At 57.8% G+C, this 15,162-nt stretch carries 14 protein-coding genes; 3 read left to right on the forward strand and 11 right to left on the reverse strand.

Going from position 1 to position 15,162, the window contains the following annotated elements:
- The first annotated feature begins 4 nt into the window (after positions 1-4).
- The gene (locus DXY37_RS04340) at positions 5-259 is read left to right on the forward strand and encodes a hypothetical protein (protein WP_115125543.1); all 255 of its coding nucleotides are present in this window, start codon (positions 5-7) and stop codon (positions 257-259) included.
- Between the two features lie 393 nt (positions 260-652).
- On the opposite strand, the gene msrA is transcribed toward DXY37_RS04340, so the two are convergent.
- Genes msrA through DXY37_RS04380 form a run of 8 tightly spaced genes read right to left on the reverse strand, consistent with a single transcriptional unit; the run spans position 653 to position 8,702 of the window.
- Positions 653-1,255 (reverse strand): peptide-methionine (S)-S-oxide reductase MsrA, encoded by a 603-nt coding sequence (gene msrA, locus DXY37_RS04345; RefSeq protein ID WP_115125634.1) that lies wholly within the window; start codon positions 1,253-1,255, stop codon positions 653-655.
- 29 nt (positions 1,256-1,284) lie between these two features.
- Positions 1,285-2,463 (reverse strand): lipid-A-disaccharide synthase, encoded by a 1,179-nt coding sequence (lpxB, locus tag DXY37_RS04350; RefSeq protein WP_115125544.1) that lies wholly within the window; start codon positions 2,461-2,463, stop codon positions 1,285-1,287.
- On the reverse strand, positions 2,463-3,314 hold the full coding sequence (gene lpxA, locus DXY37_RS04355; protein ID WP_115125635.1) for an acyl-ACP--UDP-N-acetylglucosamine O-acyltransferase: 852 nt from the start codon (positions 3,312-3,314) through the stop codon (positions 2,463-2,465). Before lpxA ends, lpxB begins: the two co-directional genes overlap by 1 nt.
- A 5-nt stretch (positions 3,315-3,319) precedes the next feature.
- On the reverse strand, positions 3,320-3,748 hold the full coding sequence (gene fabZ / locus DXY37_RS04360; protein ID WP_067096030.1) for a 3-hydroxyacyl-ACP dehydratase FabZ: 429 nt from the start codon (positions 3,746-3,748) through the stop codon (positions 3,320-3,322).
- A gap of 42 nt (positions 3,749-3,790) precedes the next feature.
- Positions 3,791-4,645, reverse strand: coding sequence for a UDP-3-O-acyl-N-acetylglucosamine deacetylase (lpxC, locus tag DXY37_RS04365; RefSeq protein ID WP_067095941.1), 855 nt, complete (start codon positions 4,643-4,645; stop codon positions 3,791-3,793).
- Positions 4,645-6,912 (reverse strand): BamA/TamA family outer membrane protein, encoded by a 2,268-nt coding sequence (locus tag DXY37_RS04370; RefSeq protein WP_115125545.1) that lies wholly within the window; start codon positions 6,910-6,912, stop codon positions 4,645-4,647. Before DXY37_RS04370 ends, lpxC begins: the two co-directional genes overlap by 1 nt.
- 45 nt (positions 6,913-6,957) lie before the next feature.
- Complete coding sequence (purC, locus tag DXY37_RS04375; RefSeq protein ID WP_115125546.1) at positions 6,958-7,710, reverse strand: phosphoribosylaminoimidazolesuccinocarboxamide synthase; 753 nt, start codon at positions 7,708-7,710, stop codon at positions 6,958-6,960.
- Positions 7,707-8,702, reverse strand: coding sequence for a hypothetical protein (locus DXY37_RS04380; RefSeq protein ID WP_115125547.1), 996 nt, complete (start codon positions 8,700-8,702; stop codon positions 7,707-7,709). Before DXY37_RS04380 ends, purC begins: the two co-directional genes overlap by 4 nt.
- Before the next feature lie 101 nt (positions 8,703-8,803).
- On the opposite strand from DXY37_RS04380, the gene purD reads away from it, so the two are divergent.
- Together purD and DXY37_RS04390 are read left to right on the forward strand one after the other, a co-directional pair.
- Positions 8,804-10,120: a phosphoribosylamine--glycine ligase gene (gene purD / locus DXY37_RS04385; protein WP_115125548.1), complete on the forward strand. Its 1,317-nt coding sequence runs from the start codon at positions 8,804-8,806 to the stop codon at positions 10,118-10,120.
- A 24-nt stretch (positions 10,121-10,144) separates the two neighbouring features.
- Entirely contained in the window at positions 10,145-12,238 is a 2,094-nt protein-coding gene (locus DXY37_RS04390; RefSeq protein ID WP_115125549.1) for an ATP-binding protein, read from the forward strand.
- Here the strand turns inward: DXY37_RS04390 and kaiC are convergent, their stop codons facing one another.
- From kaiC to DXY37_RS04405, 3 genes are all read right to left on the reverse strand, one after another.
- The gene (kaiC, locus tag DXY37_RS04395; protein WP_115125550.1) at positions 12,239-13,777 is read right to left on the reverse strand and encodes a circadian clock protein KaiC; all 1,539 of its coding nucleotides are present in this window, start codon (positions 13,775-13,777) and stop codon (positions 12,239-12,241) included.
- A 66-nt stretch (positions 13,778-13,843) separates the two neighbouring features.
- On the reverse strand, positions 13,844-14,203 hold the full coding sequence (gene kaiB, locus DXY37_RS04400) for a circadian clock protein KaiB (protein WP_067095928.1): 360 nt from the start codon (positions 14,201-14,203) through the stop codon (positions 13,844-13,846).
- The gene (locus DXY37_RS04405; protein ID WP_115125551.1) at positions 14,200-15,090 is read right to left on the reverse strand and encodes a circadian clock protein KaiA; all 891 of its coding nucleotides are present in this window, start codon (positions 15,088-15,090) and stop codon (positions 14,200-14,202) included. Before DXY37_RS04405 ends, kaiB begins: the two co-directional genes overlap by 4 nt.
- Positions 15,091-15,162 lie beyond the last annotated feature (72 nt).

Genomic DNA, 15,162 nt, shown 5'->3' on the forward strand with positions numbered 1-15,162 from the left:
CTGCATGGCCTCCAGCCCTCTTCGCTGGTATGTACGCGCCCAGCTGGGTGTTTTGCTATTTCCGGCAGGTCTATGCCTGTTCGGGGAGGCCGTCAGCCGCAGAACACTCCAGCTCGCGGGAAGCGACGGTGGTCCCTGGTGGTGGTACGGCACGCTAAGCCTGATCGCCATTAACGCGGGCGTAGGGCTGATGATCGAATCCGGACTTCTACGTGGTTATCCCGGGCGCCAAAAAACAAGGCCAGAAACGCAGGATTGAGAAGCCGAATGATCTGACTCTTCAGAACCTGATCTCTCTCAGGACGCAGCAACCATCGTCAGAGAGCGAGGATTTTCGAGCGCATGAATCTGCCAGCGTGCCCTCTCCGAACAACTGGCCATGACGCGATCTAAATCGTCGGAAGCCTGTTTCGGGGATGGATACGGACCAACATGACGCGTCACGAGACCGTCTTTGATGGTCAGCAGATACATACAGACCTTTCACAACTCACTTCGGAATGGTACGCAGCCCAATCTGTATCGTCGATGGCGTAAAACCCGCACCTTCACTGAGAAGTTTCTGAATCGGAGCGCAACGATCGCTACAGAATTTCCTCAGATTCCCGCAATCAAACCATCAGAAGTTGATGCGCCCCGCTGTCGACAACTATCAATTCGTCCAAGCATCTCCGCTGCGAGCTAGGTCACCCCAGACCTCATCGAGGCGTTTATCTCGTCCGCAAGCCCAGCGGTAGTACTTGTACTTCACTGAATTCAATTCGGCAAAATTCTGGTGGTAATCCTCAGCAGGCCAGAACTTTTCAAGAGGTTTGATCTCCACCTTGAGAGCGGATTCAGACACACCGAGCTCCTTGGCAGCTGCTAATTGACTGGCAAGAGCCTCGCTGGTCTGCTGATCATCACCGGTGAAGATCACCGGTCGGTAGGAGTCGCCGCGATCACAGAACTGACCTGCACCGTCGAGGGGATCCACATTGCGCCAATACGACTGGAGAAGCTTCGGATAACTGATCTGTTCGGAGTCAAACAGCACTTCCACCACCTCCTGATGCCCGGTGGTTTCAGCACTCACCTGGTTGTAAGTCGGCTCGGAAACACTGCCGCCGCTGTAGCCGCTTTCCACCGAGATCACTCCTGGAAGTTTCTCCAGATCACTCTCCATGCACCAGAAACAGCCCCCAGCCAGCACGGCACCCTGCTCCTCAGCAAGCACTGAAGCAGGTGAGACCAGGAGCAGAGCTCCCACAACCATCGACAAGAGGATCTGAATCACAAGCGAGCTCAAGTAGACAGCTGATCGAGAATGGCGGCAGCAGCGCGATCGGTCACTCCCGGCTCCCCAAGCGTTTGGCGCAATCGTTCATAGCCACTCAGCATCGTTTGGCGCGCTTCAGGGTTCTCCAACAGCGGAATGGCTTGGGCAAGCAACTGGTCGGCAGCAAAGTCTTCTTGCACAAATTCGGGAACCAGACGCTCATTGAGCAGCAGGTTCACAGGCGAAATGTGATCCACATGGAAGCCCAACACATTGCGCGCCACCCAGGCCGTCAACCGGCTCACCCGGTACCCCACCACCTGGGGCACCCCTTGTAGAGCCAGCTCGATATTCACTGTTCCCGACTTTCCAAGCGCGAGATCCGCCGCGCTGAACAGGGCCGGTTTCAGCGCATCCGCATCAGCGGCTGGAATAACCCGTCCATGCACACCGGCGGCTGCAAGCCCTTCCTGCAGGTCACGCTCGAACCGACTGAGGCCTGCAGGCACCATCACCATCAGCTGGGGATCACGTGCCTGCAAACGTGCAGCCACCTCAACAAGCGCTGGCATCAAATATCGCAGCTCCTGCGGCCTGGATGCGGGCATCAGCAACAGCAGCCGTCCTTTCGGATCAAGACCGAGCTGTCGACAAGCCTCAGCGCGGTCGGGCTTGCCTGCAGCAAGATCAAGCAGAGGATGACCAACCCAGGTGACCTGCGCACCATGGGATGCATAGAAGGATGCTTCCTGGGGGAAGATTGCCAGGATGCGATCGGTAAAAGACAAAAGGCTGCTCGTGCCGTTGTCATTCATGCGCCAAGCCCATTCCTGTGGGGCGATGTAGTAGGTGATCGGCACCTCAGGCAATTTGCGGCGCAGACGCTTGCCCAGACGCACATTGGCGCCCATGTAGTCAATCAGCACCACTGCATCGGGAGGCCTAGCACTGAGCTGCTTATTGACACGCGACTGCAGCTTCAACGTCGGCATGACCTGGGGGAGATGCTCCAGCAGACCGATCGAACCCAGTGGAGCCGTATCGGCAAGCAGTTCCGCACCGGCTGCATGCATCCGTGGTCCCCCCAGGGCAAGCACCTCGAGATCGAGGCTCCTCAGGCGAGCTTGGCGATGAAGAGCCTGAACCAGAAGGCTTCCCTGAAGATCACCAGACACCTCACCGGTGCTGATCAGCACACGCACCATCAGCGGCCACCGACAGCAGGCATGGGGCCACGCCGTCCCTGACTGATCGATCCCTCGAGGAAGGAGCAGAGATGATCGGCCAGAGGCATCAGGGGCTGCTCACGGGCCAGCCGCAGGCCCTCAGCGATGACGTGGTCTGAGCGATAGAGCAGTGCCCAAACATCCTGAAGCTGCTTGATTTCCTGACCCTGATCCTTGCGATCAAGTCCGCGCCTGCGCAGACCCACACGGTTGAGGCCGCGCACCCTTCCAGGATGACCCTCAACAAGGCAATAGGGAGGCACATCCCTGTCCACCCTTGTCATGCCTCCAACCATGGCCATCCCGCCGATCTGCACGAACTGGTGAATTCCCAAGCATCCACCGATCACAGCCTTGTCCTCGATCAGAACATGACCGGCAACTTGGATGCCGTTGGACATCACGATGCCGTTGCCCAGAAGGCAGTTGTGTCCCAGATGGCAATAGGCCATCAACAGGTTGTGGTCTCCGATGCGGGTCTGCTCACCCTCGTCCGTCGCCCGATTGATCGTGACGCATTCACGAATGGTGTTGTGATGTCCGATCACCACCTCTGTCGGAGCTCCCTTGTACTTGAGATCCTGAGGCTCCAGCCCGAGGCAAGCACCGGGGAAAATCTTGTTGTGGTCGCCGATCACAAGTCGACCATCAAGCACCGCGTGAGGCCCGACCCAGGTGTTTGAGCCGATGCGGACATCAGGACCCACAACGGCACCAGGACCGATCACGACACCGGCGGCGAGCTCAGCACGGGAATCGACCACCGCAAGCGGATGAATCTGGGGAGGACGGTCCTCAGCAGTCACGGCGGGGGATCGCTGTTCACTCATCATGCTCAGTCAACCAGCGAGAACATGAGCTCGCCTGAGCAGACCAGCTGACCATCCACCGTGGCCTCCGCCTTTACCTTGCCAAAACGCTTGCGTTTGAGACTCAGCAGCTCACAGGTGATCAGCAACTGATCACCGGGAATCACCGGACGGCGGAAGCGAACGCCATCGATACCAGCAAACACAAACAGACCTTTAGGCAGATCGGGCATCTGGGTGACGATCAGGCCGCCCACCTGTGCCATGGCCTCGACGATCAACACCCCGGGCATTAACGGGCGCCCCGGGAAATGGCCCTGGAACTGAGGCTCATTGAGCGTGACGTTCTTGATGGCCACTGCTTTTTCACCGGGCACATGCTCCAGAACGCGATCCACAAGCGCGAAGGGATAGCGATGGGGGAGCAGACCCATGATCTGCTCCGCGGTAAGCAGAGGCTGAGCTGCGGCGGTAGCGGAGGAAGAAGTCAAATCGTTTCAGCGCTGAGCATCGGATCGATCGGCCAGGACCGCTGCCAGGTCGGTATGCAGACCATGGGAGCCGCGGTAGACCAGCACCTGCGCCCGCGGAAAACCCACAAGGGCCAGATCACCGATCAGATCCAGAAGCTTATGGCGCACCGGCTCATCGGGATAGCGCAGAGGTGGATTCAGCCATTGGTCGCCATCACAGACCAGGGCATTATCGAGTGCTCCACCTTGAATCAGCCCCGCTGCACGCAGTTGATCCACCTGCTCACGGAAGCCGAAGGTGCGGGCTGGAGCGATCTCTGCCACGAAGCTCTCTGGCGTCAGTTCCAGGGCACATTGCTGACGACCGATGGCCGGCTGGGGAAAATCAATCACACCCACCAGCATGAACTGTTCAGCAGGAGTAGCAGTGATCACACTGCTGCCTCGATGCAGAGCGATCGGTTGCTGCAGTTGCGGCCGAGCGGGAGCAGGTGTTGATGCCGGGGCAAGACCAGCCTCAGCGATGGCTTCCACCCATCCCTGAGAAGAGCCGTCCAAGAGGGGGATCTCGCTGCCTTCAACTTCGAGGTGCACGTGCGTGAGACCACACCCGGCGATGGCTGCGAGCAGATGTTCCACCGTGGCGAGTTTGCGATCACCCAGCTCAAGGGTGGTGCAAAGCGGACTGTCTCGCACCTGAGAAGGCTTGAGCTTGAGCGGCTCACCGCCGTTAGCTGGCCAGCTCACCCAGACGCCCGGCTGAGGCGAAGGCTGAAGGGTTACGGAGACCTGATCACCGCTGTGCAGGCCGATGCCACTGCGGCTGGCTGGTCCCTCCAGGGTCCAGGCTCCGTCGTAATCCTGAGGCCAGAAGCCCATCAGAATTTCCAACCGACGCCAAGATTGAAGCGGTACTCTCCAGTGAAGTTTTGACTGGCAACCTCCAGACGCAGAGGTCCAACGGGCGTGGTGACGATCACACCAACGCCTGGAGAAACACCCGATCCAGGTTTGTCGAGCAGCTCGCCAGGTTTACCAGGGACATTGGCTTGAGAGCCGAAATCGGTACCTGCGTCAATAAACACTTCACCAGCGAAGATGCTGAAGATGGGGAAGCGATATTCAATGGTTGCTTCTCCGAAACTGCGACCGACGGCCAAATCACAATCGAACCAGCCACGAACTGAATTGGATCCACCCAGACAGAAGGCTTCATAGGGAGGCAAATCACCAATTACGGTGCCAGCCTTAATTTGGAAAGCCAGCGCCTGAGGGCAGTTTTCTGGTTCACCCTCCTTGGGACGACAGCCTTTGGCGAACTTCAGCCATTTCACAGGAATGAAATGGGTGTAACTCGTTCGGATGCGATTGAAGGTTGGAGAGTTCTCGCCAATCGAGAGATACTGCTCAGTGCCAAAGCTGAAGAAGTTGCCTGAGGTCGGATTGCGACCGTCGTTCAATGTGTTGTAGGTAGTCGCAAAACGAATACTGGCTAGCGTATTTTGCTCAGCACAATTAAAAGAAGTACAGATAATCTCATCATTATCGATTCGGTCATTCTCAATCTTTCTATTTGGAACCCCGTATGGCCTGGTATCACCGGCGTAGTTAATCGGGCGAACCGCCTGGAGATTCAATCCTGTCAGGACCTGCCAGGGCACCTTCTTAAACGGGTTACCACCATTGAGAGGACGCGAAAAAATAACATTGCCGCCTATCCGCTCAAGCGCGATTGAGTCACCCTCGTAGTCGAACCAACTTGTATTGGGGAACTCATTACCAGCCTGGCTGACATTGTTGAAGCGACTGTCAGCAGGATTGTTGCTGGAATCGATTGAATAAGCGTATTTGGAATTGTTATTCTCATAATCCTTAAGGCTGAGAATATCTCCGTCGTTCTGGCTCTGGAAGACCTGAGGAACTTCTCGGCTCAGAAATACGGAAGTTCGGAAAGAGGTGCGGTGGCTGTCTCCTTTGATCCAAGGGTCGGAGAAGGTGAGGTTCGCAAGCCCGCCGAACTGACCGTAAGTGACATTGAGTGCCAGGTCCCAGGCTCGCCCAAACAGATTGCTGTCGGAAAGCTGAATTTGACCAAAGACACCCTGACTTTGGCTGTAACCAAGACCGCCTGAAAGCGAGCCAGTGGACTGCTCGACGATACCGAGAACGATGGTGACGAAACCTGGCTCACCAGTCACAGGTCTCAAGGTCACCTTCACATCACTGAACAGCGAGGTGCCGTACAAACGCCGGATGTCGCTCTCGAGCTGATTGCGATTGAAGGGTTCGCCTGGCTTGATGGAGATCTCCCTACTCACAACCCAAGGCTTGGTCTTGCCGTTAATCGGCTCTCCTTTTTCGTTGGTGTCTTCCCCTTCCTTGTTGATGAATTTCACCTCGATACCCGCGACGCTGCCGATCAGCACTTTCAGCTGCACGACGCCATCAGGACTCACCCTGGTGGGCCCACTCACACGGGCGAGTGAATAACCCTGATCGGCGTACCACTTCTGCAGCTGCTTCATGCGCAGCTGCAACTCATTGAGGTTGAGCGTGCGGCCGTAATCGGAACTGAAGGTGTCCTCAATAACCTGGGACTCAATCTTGTTGTCCTCAGGCTCGAGAACAACCTCAGTCATCACAGGATTGGGCAGCACCTGAACAGCAAGCTGAACACCCAAGGGACCGTTGACCGGCTCAATGCGCACGTCTGAAAACCATCCGGTGGCGTAGATGTCATCGAGATCAAGCTTCAGTTCCTCCCTCGTCACCCGGCTACCAGGTCGTACACGCATGGCGTCGTAAGCAGCTAGCTCGAGACGCTCCTGCTCGGGGTGTCCATCGATGCCCTCAATGATCACCTCGGTGATCAGCACCCTGGGCAATTCAGGCCCTTCGTCAATCGGCTCGGCAACAGGTGTTGCTGCAGGGTCGGGGGTGAGCTCAATCTGCTCGACCTCGATCTGCTCTTCCGTTATCTCTGCCTCTACACCCTGTGGATCAACCGCTTCTGCCTCAGCAGCCACCTGAATATCTTCAGCCTGGGCTTGAAGGGGCAGGCCACTAATCAAGGGCAGAGCGAGGGCAAACCCCACTGCACCTCGCCGAACGGCGTTCTTGGTTCGGCTGGAGGAGAAAGCGACCATTGGGGAGACGGAAGTCGGCCGGGCCGGCCACAAACGTCGCTGAACTTAACTGCAGTTGTGGGGTGTCGGGCAGGCCCCTTGTACCCGTTTGCAGACCTCCCCGTAGGCCTCGATCACTCCACCTAGGTCCTTACGGAATCGGTCCTTGTCGAGAATGCGCTCCTCGGCATCCATGCACGACAGGTCCCAGAGCCGACAGGTATCAGGGCTGATCTCATCAGCCACAAGCAGCTCACCGGCCGCATTCAGTCCAAGCTCAAGTTTGAAATCCACCAGCTGCAAGCCGATTTCCTTGAAGAAAGGAATCAGCACCGCATTGACTTTTCTGGCGAGCACCTCGATCCGTCCACGCATCTCAGTGGAAACCAAACCAAGCAGCTCTAGGCGAGCATCCGTCAGCAACGGATCTCCGAGACCATCATCCTTGTAATACAGATCGAGCAAAGCCGGCTCAAGGACTGTGCCCTGTGCGATCGGCGTCTCGCGACAAAGCGAGCCGGTCGCGATGTTGCGCAGCACCACCTCAACTGGAATCACCTCGACGCGCTGGACAACCATCCAAGTCTCCTCAGCGATTCCGCAGTAATGGGTGGAAATTCCCGCCCGCTCCAGCACTTCGAACAAACAGGCTGAAATCCTGCAGTTGAGACGCCCCTTGTCTGCCAGCTGAGCCTTTTTCTGAGCATTGAAAGCAGTGGCATCGTTCTTAAACTCCACCAATACTTGCTGGTCGCTTGAACCGGCATAAATGCGCTTGGCTTTGCCCTCGTAGAGAAGGTCGCCGTGGGGAATGGTCATGGCTGCTCGTTGACGCCGGTCGCGCCGGCTTCAGGTGATGGTGATTCTCCCAGCGCGGCGTGGCCACCCGGTGCCCGTGGAGAACGCAGTTCCTGCTGCAGCTGCTGGCGTTTCTCGAGAGACACTCCTGGCAGATCCTGATCAAGATCCAACAGAGTGAAGCGATCATCCACCCTGGTTGCCAGCCGTCGCAGACGTTCCCGGGGACGATCACCGCTGCCGCCACTGGCAAGCTCAAGTCGCAGCTGCAACCGCAGCAAGTCCTCCGCCTGGTTCCAGGCTTGCCTAGCCGCCGCCTGATCGAGAGCCGCCTCGATCAACGATGCGCTGCGTTCGGAATCCATCACACCCAGCAGTTCAGCCGCGAGACCCAGCCGACGTGCCGCAATGACCCCTGTCGTCCGCCCGGCAAGCAAGGTGATCGCAGCCTGATCGGGCTGCCCGGAGGCGATCTGCGCTTCGGCCAGAAGATCAAGAGCTGATCGAGTGGTGGGCATTCCTTGCCCATCCAGACCCACCACAAGCTGCTCCGCATCAAGCCTGGTGAGATCTCCTTCTGCCAAACGCAACAGCGCCAGGACAATGCGCTCCTGGTCCAATGCCGCACTGGCAGCCTGCCAGGACAACAGCAACCAATCCCGACGGCGAGGACCTGGACCGGGTCCGTAGCGACTGAGGACCACCTGTGCGCTATCTGGCGCCTTGCAGGACATCAGAGCCCTGGCATTGGCCATCACCACATCAAATGTCTGCGGGGCTGGCGCAACCAGCATCAGTCGATCACGCAGCAACTGGAGACGTTCATTGGCTCCAAAGCTGGCCGACTGCTCGCAGGCCAGTTTCAGATCAGCAAGACCTCCTTCGATCAGCACAATCTCAAAGGCCTGCTGAGGCATTGGCGCTGCGGATTGGAGCGACACCAAGGAGCCAGGCCCGGCAGAGCCTGGCACCGCCGCCAAGAGAAGTGAAAGAGGCAGAGGGAGCAAACCCATGGGCCGGAAGGCGTTCAACAAAGATGGAACGATCTCTCCGCCATCAACAACAGCGGAGGGACGTTCAAACCTAAGGGCCTCCGCCCGAAACGCTTGCCTCCATGGCCCATTCCAACTCCCGTCCTCAGACCCTGCCTCCGCTCCGTCATTTGCTCGTGGTGGGTGGTGGTGGCCGTGAACAGGCTTTGGCCTGGGCCTTCCGCCGCTGCCCAGAAGTTGAAGCTGTGTGGGTGACTCCTGGAAATGGAGGAACCGAAGACCTCGACGACTGCAAATCGCTAGCGGTTGGGGAACAGGATGCCGCGGGCCTGATCAAAGCCTGCAGGGAGCAGGCGATCGATCTGGTAGTGATCGGACCGGAAGCACCCCTGGCCGCCGGGGTGGCCGATCGTTTACGAGATGCAGGGCTGGTGGTGTTTGGCCCCAGCGCCGAAGGAGCCCAACTGGAAGCGAGCAAGTCCTGGGCGAAGGCTTTGATGCTCGAAGCCAAAATTCCCACCGCGGGGCACTGGACTGTCACGAGCGCCAGTGAGGGGCTGGAGCTGCTGGAAGAGCTGCAACGACCACTGGTGGTGAAAGCCGATGGCTTAGCAGCCGGCAAGGGAGTGACTGTCGCCGAAACCCTCGAAGAAACCGCCGCAGCGATCCGTGAGGCCTTTGCTGGACACTTCGGCTCCGCAGGCGAGCGGCTGGTTCTGGAAGAACGCCTTCAAGGTCCTGAGGTGTCCGTTTTCGCTTTGTGCGATGGCGATCGAATGGTGCTACTACCGCCGGCTCAAGACCACAAGCGGCTGCTCGAGGGCGATCGGGGACCGAACACCGGAGGCATGGGCGCCTACGCACCCGCTCCATTGCTTGATCAGGCCGGGCTCGATCAGGTGCAGCAGCTTGTGCTCGAACCCACTCTTCAGGCCCTGAAAGAACGGGGAATCCAGTACAGGGGAGTGATCTATGCCGGCCTGATGCTGACCCAACAGGGGCCCCAGGTAATCGAATTCAACTGTCGCTTCGGTGATCCTGAATGCCAGACCCTGATGCCCCTGATGGGTCCTGAACTCGCGAAGGTTCTGCAGGCCTGCGCCTACGGATGCCTGGATCAGGCACCCGAACTCTCGGTTGCCAAAACATGCAGCGCTTGTGTTGTCGCAGCCGCTGAGGGCTATCCCGAGACTCCACGCAAGGGAGATCTCATTCAGCTGCAGCCTGATCCCGACCAACAGCGGCAACTGTTTCATGCCGGTACACATCGTCAGGACGATGGCCAGGTGGTGACTGCCGGAGGACGGGTACTAACGCAGGTCGCTCAAGCGGCAGACTTTGATCAAGCCTTCGCCAGCGCCTACGCAGGACTCGCATTGGTGCGATTCAACGGGATGCAGTTCCGTCGCGACATCGGTCACCAGGTGCGCCGGTCCTAGGCTAGGTCGATGTGATTCGGCGGAATGGCCAGCGATCCAGCCACGGCTCAGAACGAGGCCCCTGCGGAATGGGCAACTCCAATCGCCGGAGCTGAGCAAACAACCACGAGGGGGTTTTGGCCGCAGGCCCGCTCCTGGTGGGCCGAATTCAGCCTTCAGACCAAACTGCTAGCTGTGGCCACCCTGGTGGTGAGCCTGATGATGACGGGCATCACCTTCTTCGCTCTGAATGGAATTCAGCGCGACACGGCGATGAACGACACCCGTTACGCGAGGGATCTAGGCCTGCTGTTGGCGGGCAATGTCAGCGAGCTGGTGGCTGAAGGTCGTGATCGCGAACTCGCCAATGTCACAGAAACCTTCTGGCGCTCGAGCAGAAGCCTCCGCTACATCTTTTTCGCCGACCCTGACGGCATTGTCTATCTGGGTATTCCCGTCAGCGGCAGTGATGATGCCAGCAATGCAGATCTACGCCTGAGCCGGCGTCTGGAACTGCCTGATGAACTGCGCAACCGAACTCAGAATCCGCTGGTCCGCCAGCACATGACTCCTCAGGGGCAAGTCACGGATGTGTTCGTGCCGTTGGTGGAGAACAACAACTACCTCGGCGTGCTGGCTCTTGGCGTAAACCCTAATGAGACCGCTCTCGCCAGTGCCGCCCTCACCCGTGAGGTCACGGTGGCTGTGTTCATCTCAATCTGGGTTCTAGTGATTCTGGGCGCTGTTTTTAACGCGCTGACCATCACGCGTCCGGTCAAGGAGCTATTGAGAGGCGTCCGATCGATTGGTGATGGTGACTTCCGCGCTCGCATCGGCCTGCCGATGGGTGGCGAATTAGGAGAACTGTTGGATGGCTTCAACGCCATGGCCTCACAGCTGCAGGACTATGACGCCGCGAACATCGAAGAACTACAGGCAGCTCAGGTCAAGCAGGCGTCGCTGATCGCCACCATGGCCGACGGCGCGGTACTGCTCGACGGTGATGGTCGCATCGTGCTCGTCAACCCGACGGCGCGACGCTTGTTCCGCTGGGAAGGTCGCAATCTCGAGGGCCAAGACTTTCTCAATGAGCTGCCGGAACTGCTGTCCGTTGAACTGCATGATCCGCTCGATGCCGTGTTCTCGAAGCAAACGGACACCAATGAGCTGCGCAGCAGTGTTGGCGATCCACCGAGGACCCTGCGTTTCGTGATCCAGGCGGTGCGCGAACCAAGCGGCGACACCCTCAAGGGCATCGCCGTCACCATCCAGGACCTCACACGGGAAGTGGAGCTGAATGCCGCTCAGAGCCGTTTCATCAGCAACGTCTCCCACGAACTACGCACACCGTTGTTCAACATCAAGAGTTACGTGGAGACTCTCCACGACATGGGAGACCAGCTCAGCGAAGAGGATCGAAAAGAATTTCTGGGCGTTGCCAATTCGGAGACAGATCGCCTCACCCGACTCGTGAACGACGTTCTCGATCTGTCCAGGCTGGAATCCAATCGCGTTGTGCAGTTTTCTCCAGTCGATCTCCGTCCTGGCCTGGAGCAAGCCCTGCGCAGCTATCAACTCAACGCCAGCGACAAGCAGGTTGAGCTGAGCCTGGAAGCTGACCGCGACCTCCCCGATGTTCTGGGTAACTGGGACCTGATCCTGCAGGTGCTGGACAATCTGATCGGTAATGCTCTGAAGTTCAGTCGCAGCGGCGGGCGATTAACGGTCAGGGCTTACACCTGGCCAGACAGCTGTCAGATGACACCTTCGGAAGCAGAGATCCACAGCAACGATGGGCCCACCTGCACTCTGAGTTCACCATTGCCGAAGATCCGGGTTGAAGTCTGTGACACCGGCTATGGCATCAGTGAAGAAAGCCAGCAACGCATCTTTGAGCGGTTTTACCGGGTTGAGAATGCTGTTCACACCGAGGTGGGCACTGGCCTTGGACTGTCGATCGTTCGAGGCATCCTCGAAAAACACGGCAGCATGATCTCAATGGCAAGTGAGCCTGACGTTGGCACCACATTTTGGTTTGAGCTGCCGCTAGCTCAGGAAGATCCTGAGGAGTTGAGGTGGAAAGCTGAACGACAAAGTGACGACGAACGCCTGGCTTTGACGCAGAACACAGAAAGCTGATCAGGCGTCGGGAGCGACGCCGCGGGCGATGCGCGCGAGCTCACTGCGCTCATCACTGCTGACCCGATTCGGCACCCCAGAAATGATCCGTTCAAAGTTGGAGAAGGAATCCTTGATCTGCGGACCGTTGCCGGTGATCACGAACTCACGGATGCCCTTGTCATGCCAGGAACCACGCATCTTGAACACGTTGACGGCACGGGCCATTTCTCCACGGATCTCCACGTACTGCAAGAGCAAAATCGTGTCGGTAATGGTGGAGATGTGTGAGTCAGTGATCGAATGGCTGCCCATGAACTCCTCTGAGGTGTTCGTGAAGAAACCAGCGATTTCTTCCTGTTTCGCGTATCCGGTCACACCGATGACGAATTGACGGAAGGCGTTATGGCTGACGCCGCGAGCGAGGGCAGACAAGGAGTCAATCGCCATCCGTGAAGGCTTGAACTGACTGATCTCCGTCTTGATGATCTGCAGGTGATCCTCGAGGCCTGTCGATTCCGGATAAGCGCAGATGATCTTGAGCAGCCCGTCCTGCTCCATCTGTTCGAAATCAATGCCCCAGCTAGTGCCGTTACGTAGCAGCTGGGCACGCGACTCCTCATAAGCGAACAAGATGGCGCGTTCTTTATTGCGGCACGCATCCTCGATGAAATTCGAGACCAGCAGGGTCTTGCCAGTGCCCGTGGCTCCGGTGGCGAGAATGATCGAGTCTTTGAAGAACCCCCCGCCGCACATCTCATCAAGACGGGGAACGCCCGAACTGATCCGTACATTGGAGGAGCGCTGGGTGAGTTGCATGGCACCAAGCGGAAAGATGCTGATCCCATGCGCACCCATCGTGAATGGGAACTCTCCCTTCATGTGCGTGGTGCCGCGCAGCTTGAGAATCTCCACGGTGCGCCGCCGGCGTTCTCCTTCGAGCACATTGCGCAGAATCACCACGTTGTCGGAGACGAACTCTTCAACCCCATAGCGAGCAATCGGCCCATATTCGTCGATGCGCTCTGTGGTCATCACGGTGGTGACGCCGATTTCCTTGAGACGAGCAATCAGACGGAAGATCTCGCGACGGACAACGAACACAGCGTCGTATTGCTGAAACACCGCGGTGATCGAATCGATCGCGACCCGTTTCGCCTTGTATTTGCGAATGGCGTAGTTGATCCGCTCGATCAGACCGGACAGGTCGAAACTTCCGGCCACATCCTGACCATCGGGATCGGGAGAAGCATCAAGGATGAATAGCTTGTCCTGTTCAACCATCTCCTGCAGATTCCAACCGAAGCTGGCGGCATTGCGGAGGATGTCGAGCGGCGACTCTTCGAAGGTGACAAAGATCCCTGGTTCGTCGAAGTGGGCGACGCCGTTGTGCAGAAAATGAAGAGAGAAAACCGTTTTGCCGGTACCGGAGGTACCGCTGATCAGCGTGCTGCGACCGATAGGAAGGCCGCCATGACACACATCATCAAAACCTTCGATCCCTGTCGGAAGCTTCTGAACCTGCATCTGTGGAGAACCACTGGAGCTGGAGATCTGCATAACGACGCTCTTATGGATGCAAGGTAAGGAAAAAACGAGTCATCACCTGCGAGTGCACGGGCAGGCTTAAGAATCTGATTCGCCTGTCTCCGCCTCTTCCAACGCATCCATCAACGATGAGGTGAGGTTGTTGTCGGTGAGTTCGTCGTAGAGAAGGTCCAAACCGATCAGCACTCGCTCGCGATCGGACAAATCGCCGATGATCCGACGTACCGGCGGCGGGAGGATCTTGGACAGAGTCGGTGTCGCGAGGATTTTGTCCTCCTCCGCCAACTGCGGATTTTTGAGCACATCAATCACTTTCAGGGCATAGACGCCTTTGAACTCCGTCTCGAGGATGTTGCGCAGAGTCTTGAGCGCCCTCATGGAGTTCGGCGTGTTGCCGGCCACGTAGAGCTTGAGGATGTAAGTCTTGCGTGGGCTCATGGGGCCACCTCCGGATCGGTGAGAACGCGACGTTCCCCGGCCGCGGGTGTCAGGGAGACCTCAGGAGGGATCGAACGTCGATACATCTCGCAGAGGTGAGCCATGACATCGAGCAGAGCGAGGCGATAGTCCTGAAGAAAATCGTTTTTATGCCCTTCAAGTCTGAGCTGCTTCCAGAAGTCGTCAATGAGATTCATGTGGATCTCCACAGCTCGGGTGATGGGCAGATCACCGAAAAAGGCTGTGTTCACGAAACTCTCCAGTGCCTGGTTGGCCGCAGCCGGATCCCTGAAGTAGCTGATCAACAGGTCCCGGTAAGTGCGCTGCAGCGACTGAACAAGGTCCCGCTGCTCATCAGGAGGCAGATTGGCAAGAAAGCGCGAGGGGTCTCGCTTGTAGAAGACGCCCAGATAGCCGAGGCGCTCCTGCAGACGACTGGACAGCTTCCAGGCACTGCCTTCCATCGCAGGCATGGCGTTCTGTTCAGCACCGTCTTCGGGCCTGGCATCCTTTTGGCCCTGGCGCAGGAAGCGTGAAATGGAGGCATCAACGTTGTACCCAAGCTGCTCCAGCTGATCTCCTGGCAGATGGAGCTCTTCAGGGTGGTAATCCACGCGACCCATCAACTCACCCACCACCACGGCGGGGAACAACAAACCCTCGCTGCTGAGGGCATCACGGGTCTTGTCGTCCAGCAAGCACTGCTCAATGACAACGGCATCCACCGCTTCGCGCTGGCGGGAAAGCAGTTCCACAACACCCTGACCAGATTCGACGGCACCGAGATCCACGGGTGAGTAGCGATTCACCGGCAGCCATTGACAACAAACCTCAACGAGATCTCTCGTTTGAAGCAGCAAAGCGATCGTGAGTGCCGGACGAGCCATCCACCGCGACAAGATCCTGAGCTGAATCTTGACGAAAGGGACTAAGAACACCGAGGATCTTTGTTTGTCTTT

The sequence above is a fragment of the Synechococcus sp. GEYO genome, from assembly GCF_900473955.1.
Classification (GTDB): domain Bacteria; phylum Cyanobacteriota; class Cyanobacteriia; order PCC-6307; family Cyanobiaceae; genus Synechococcus_C.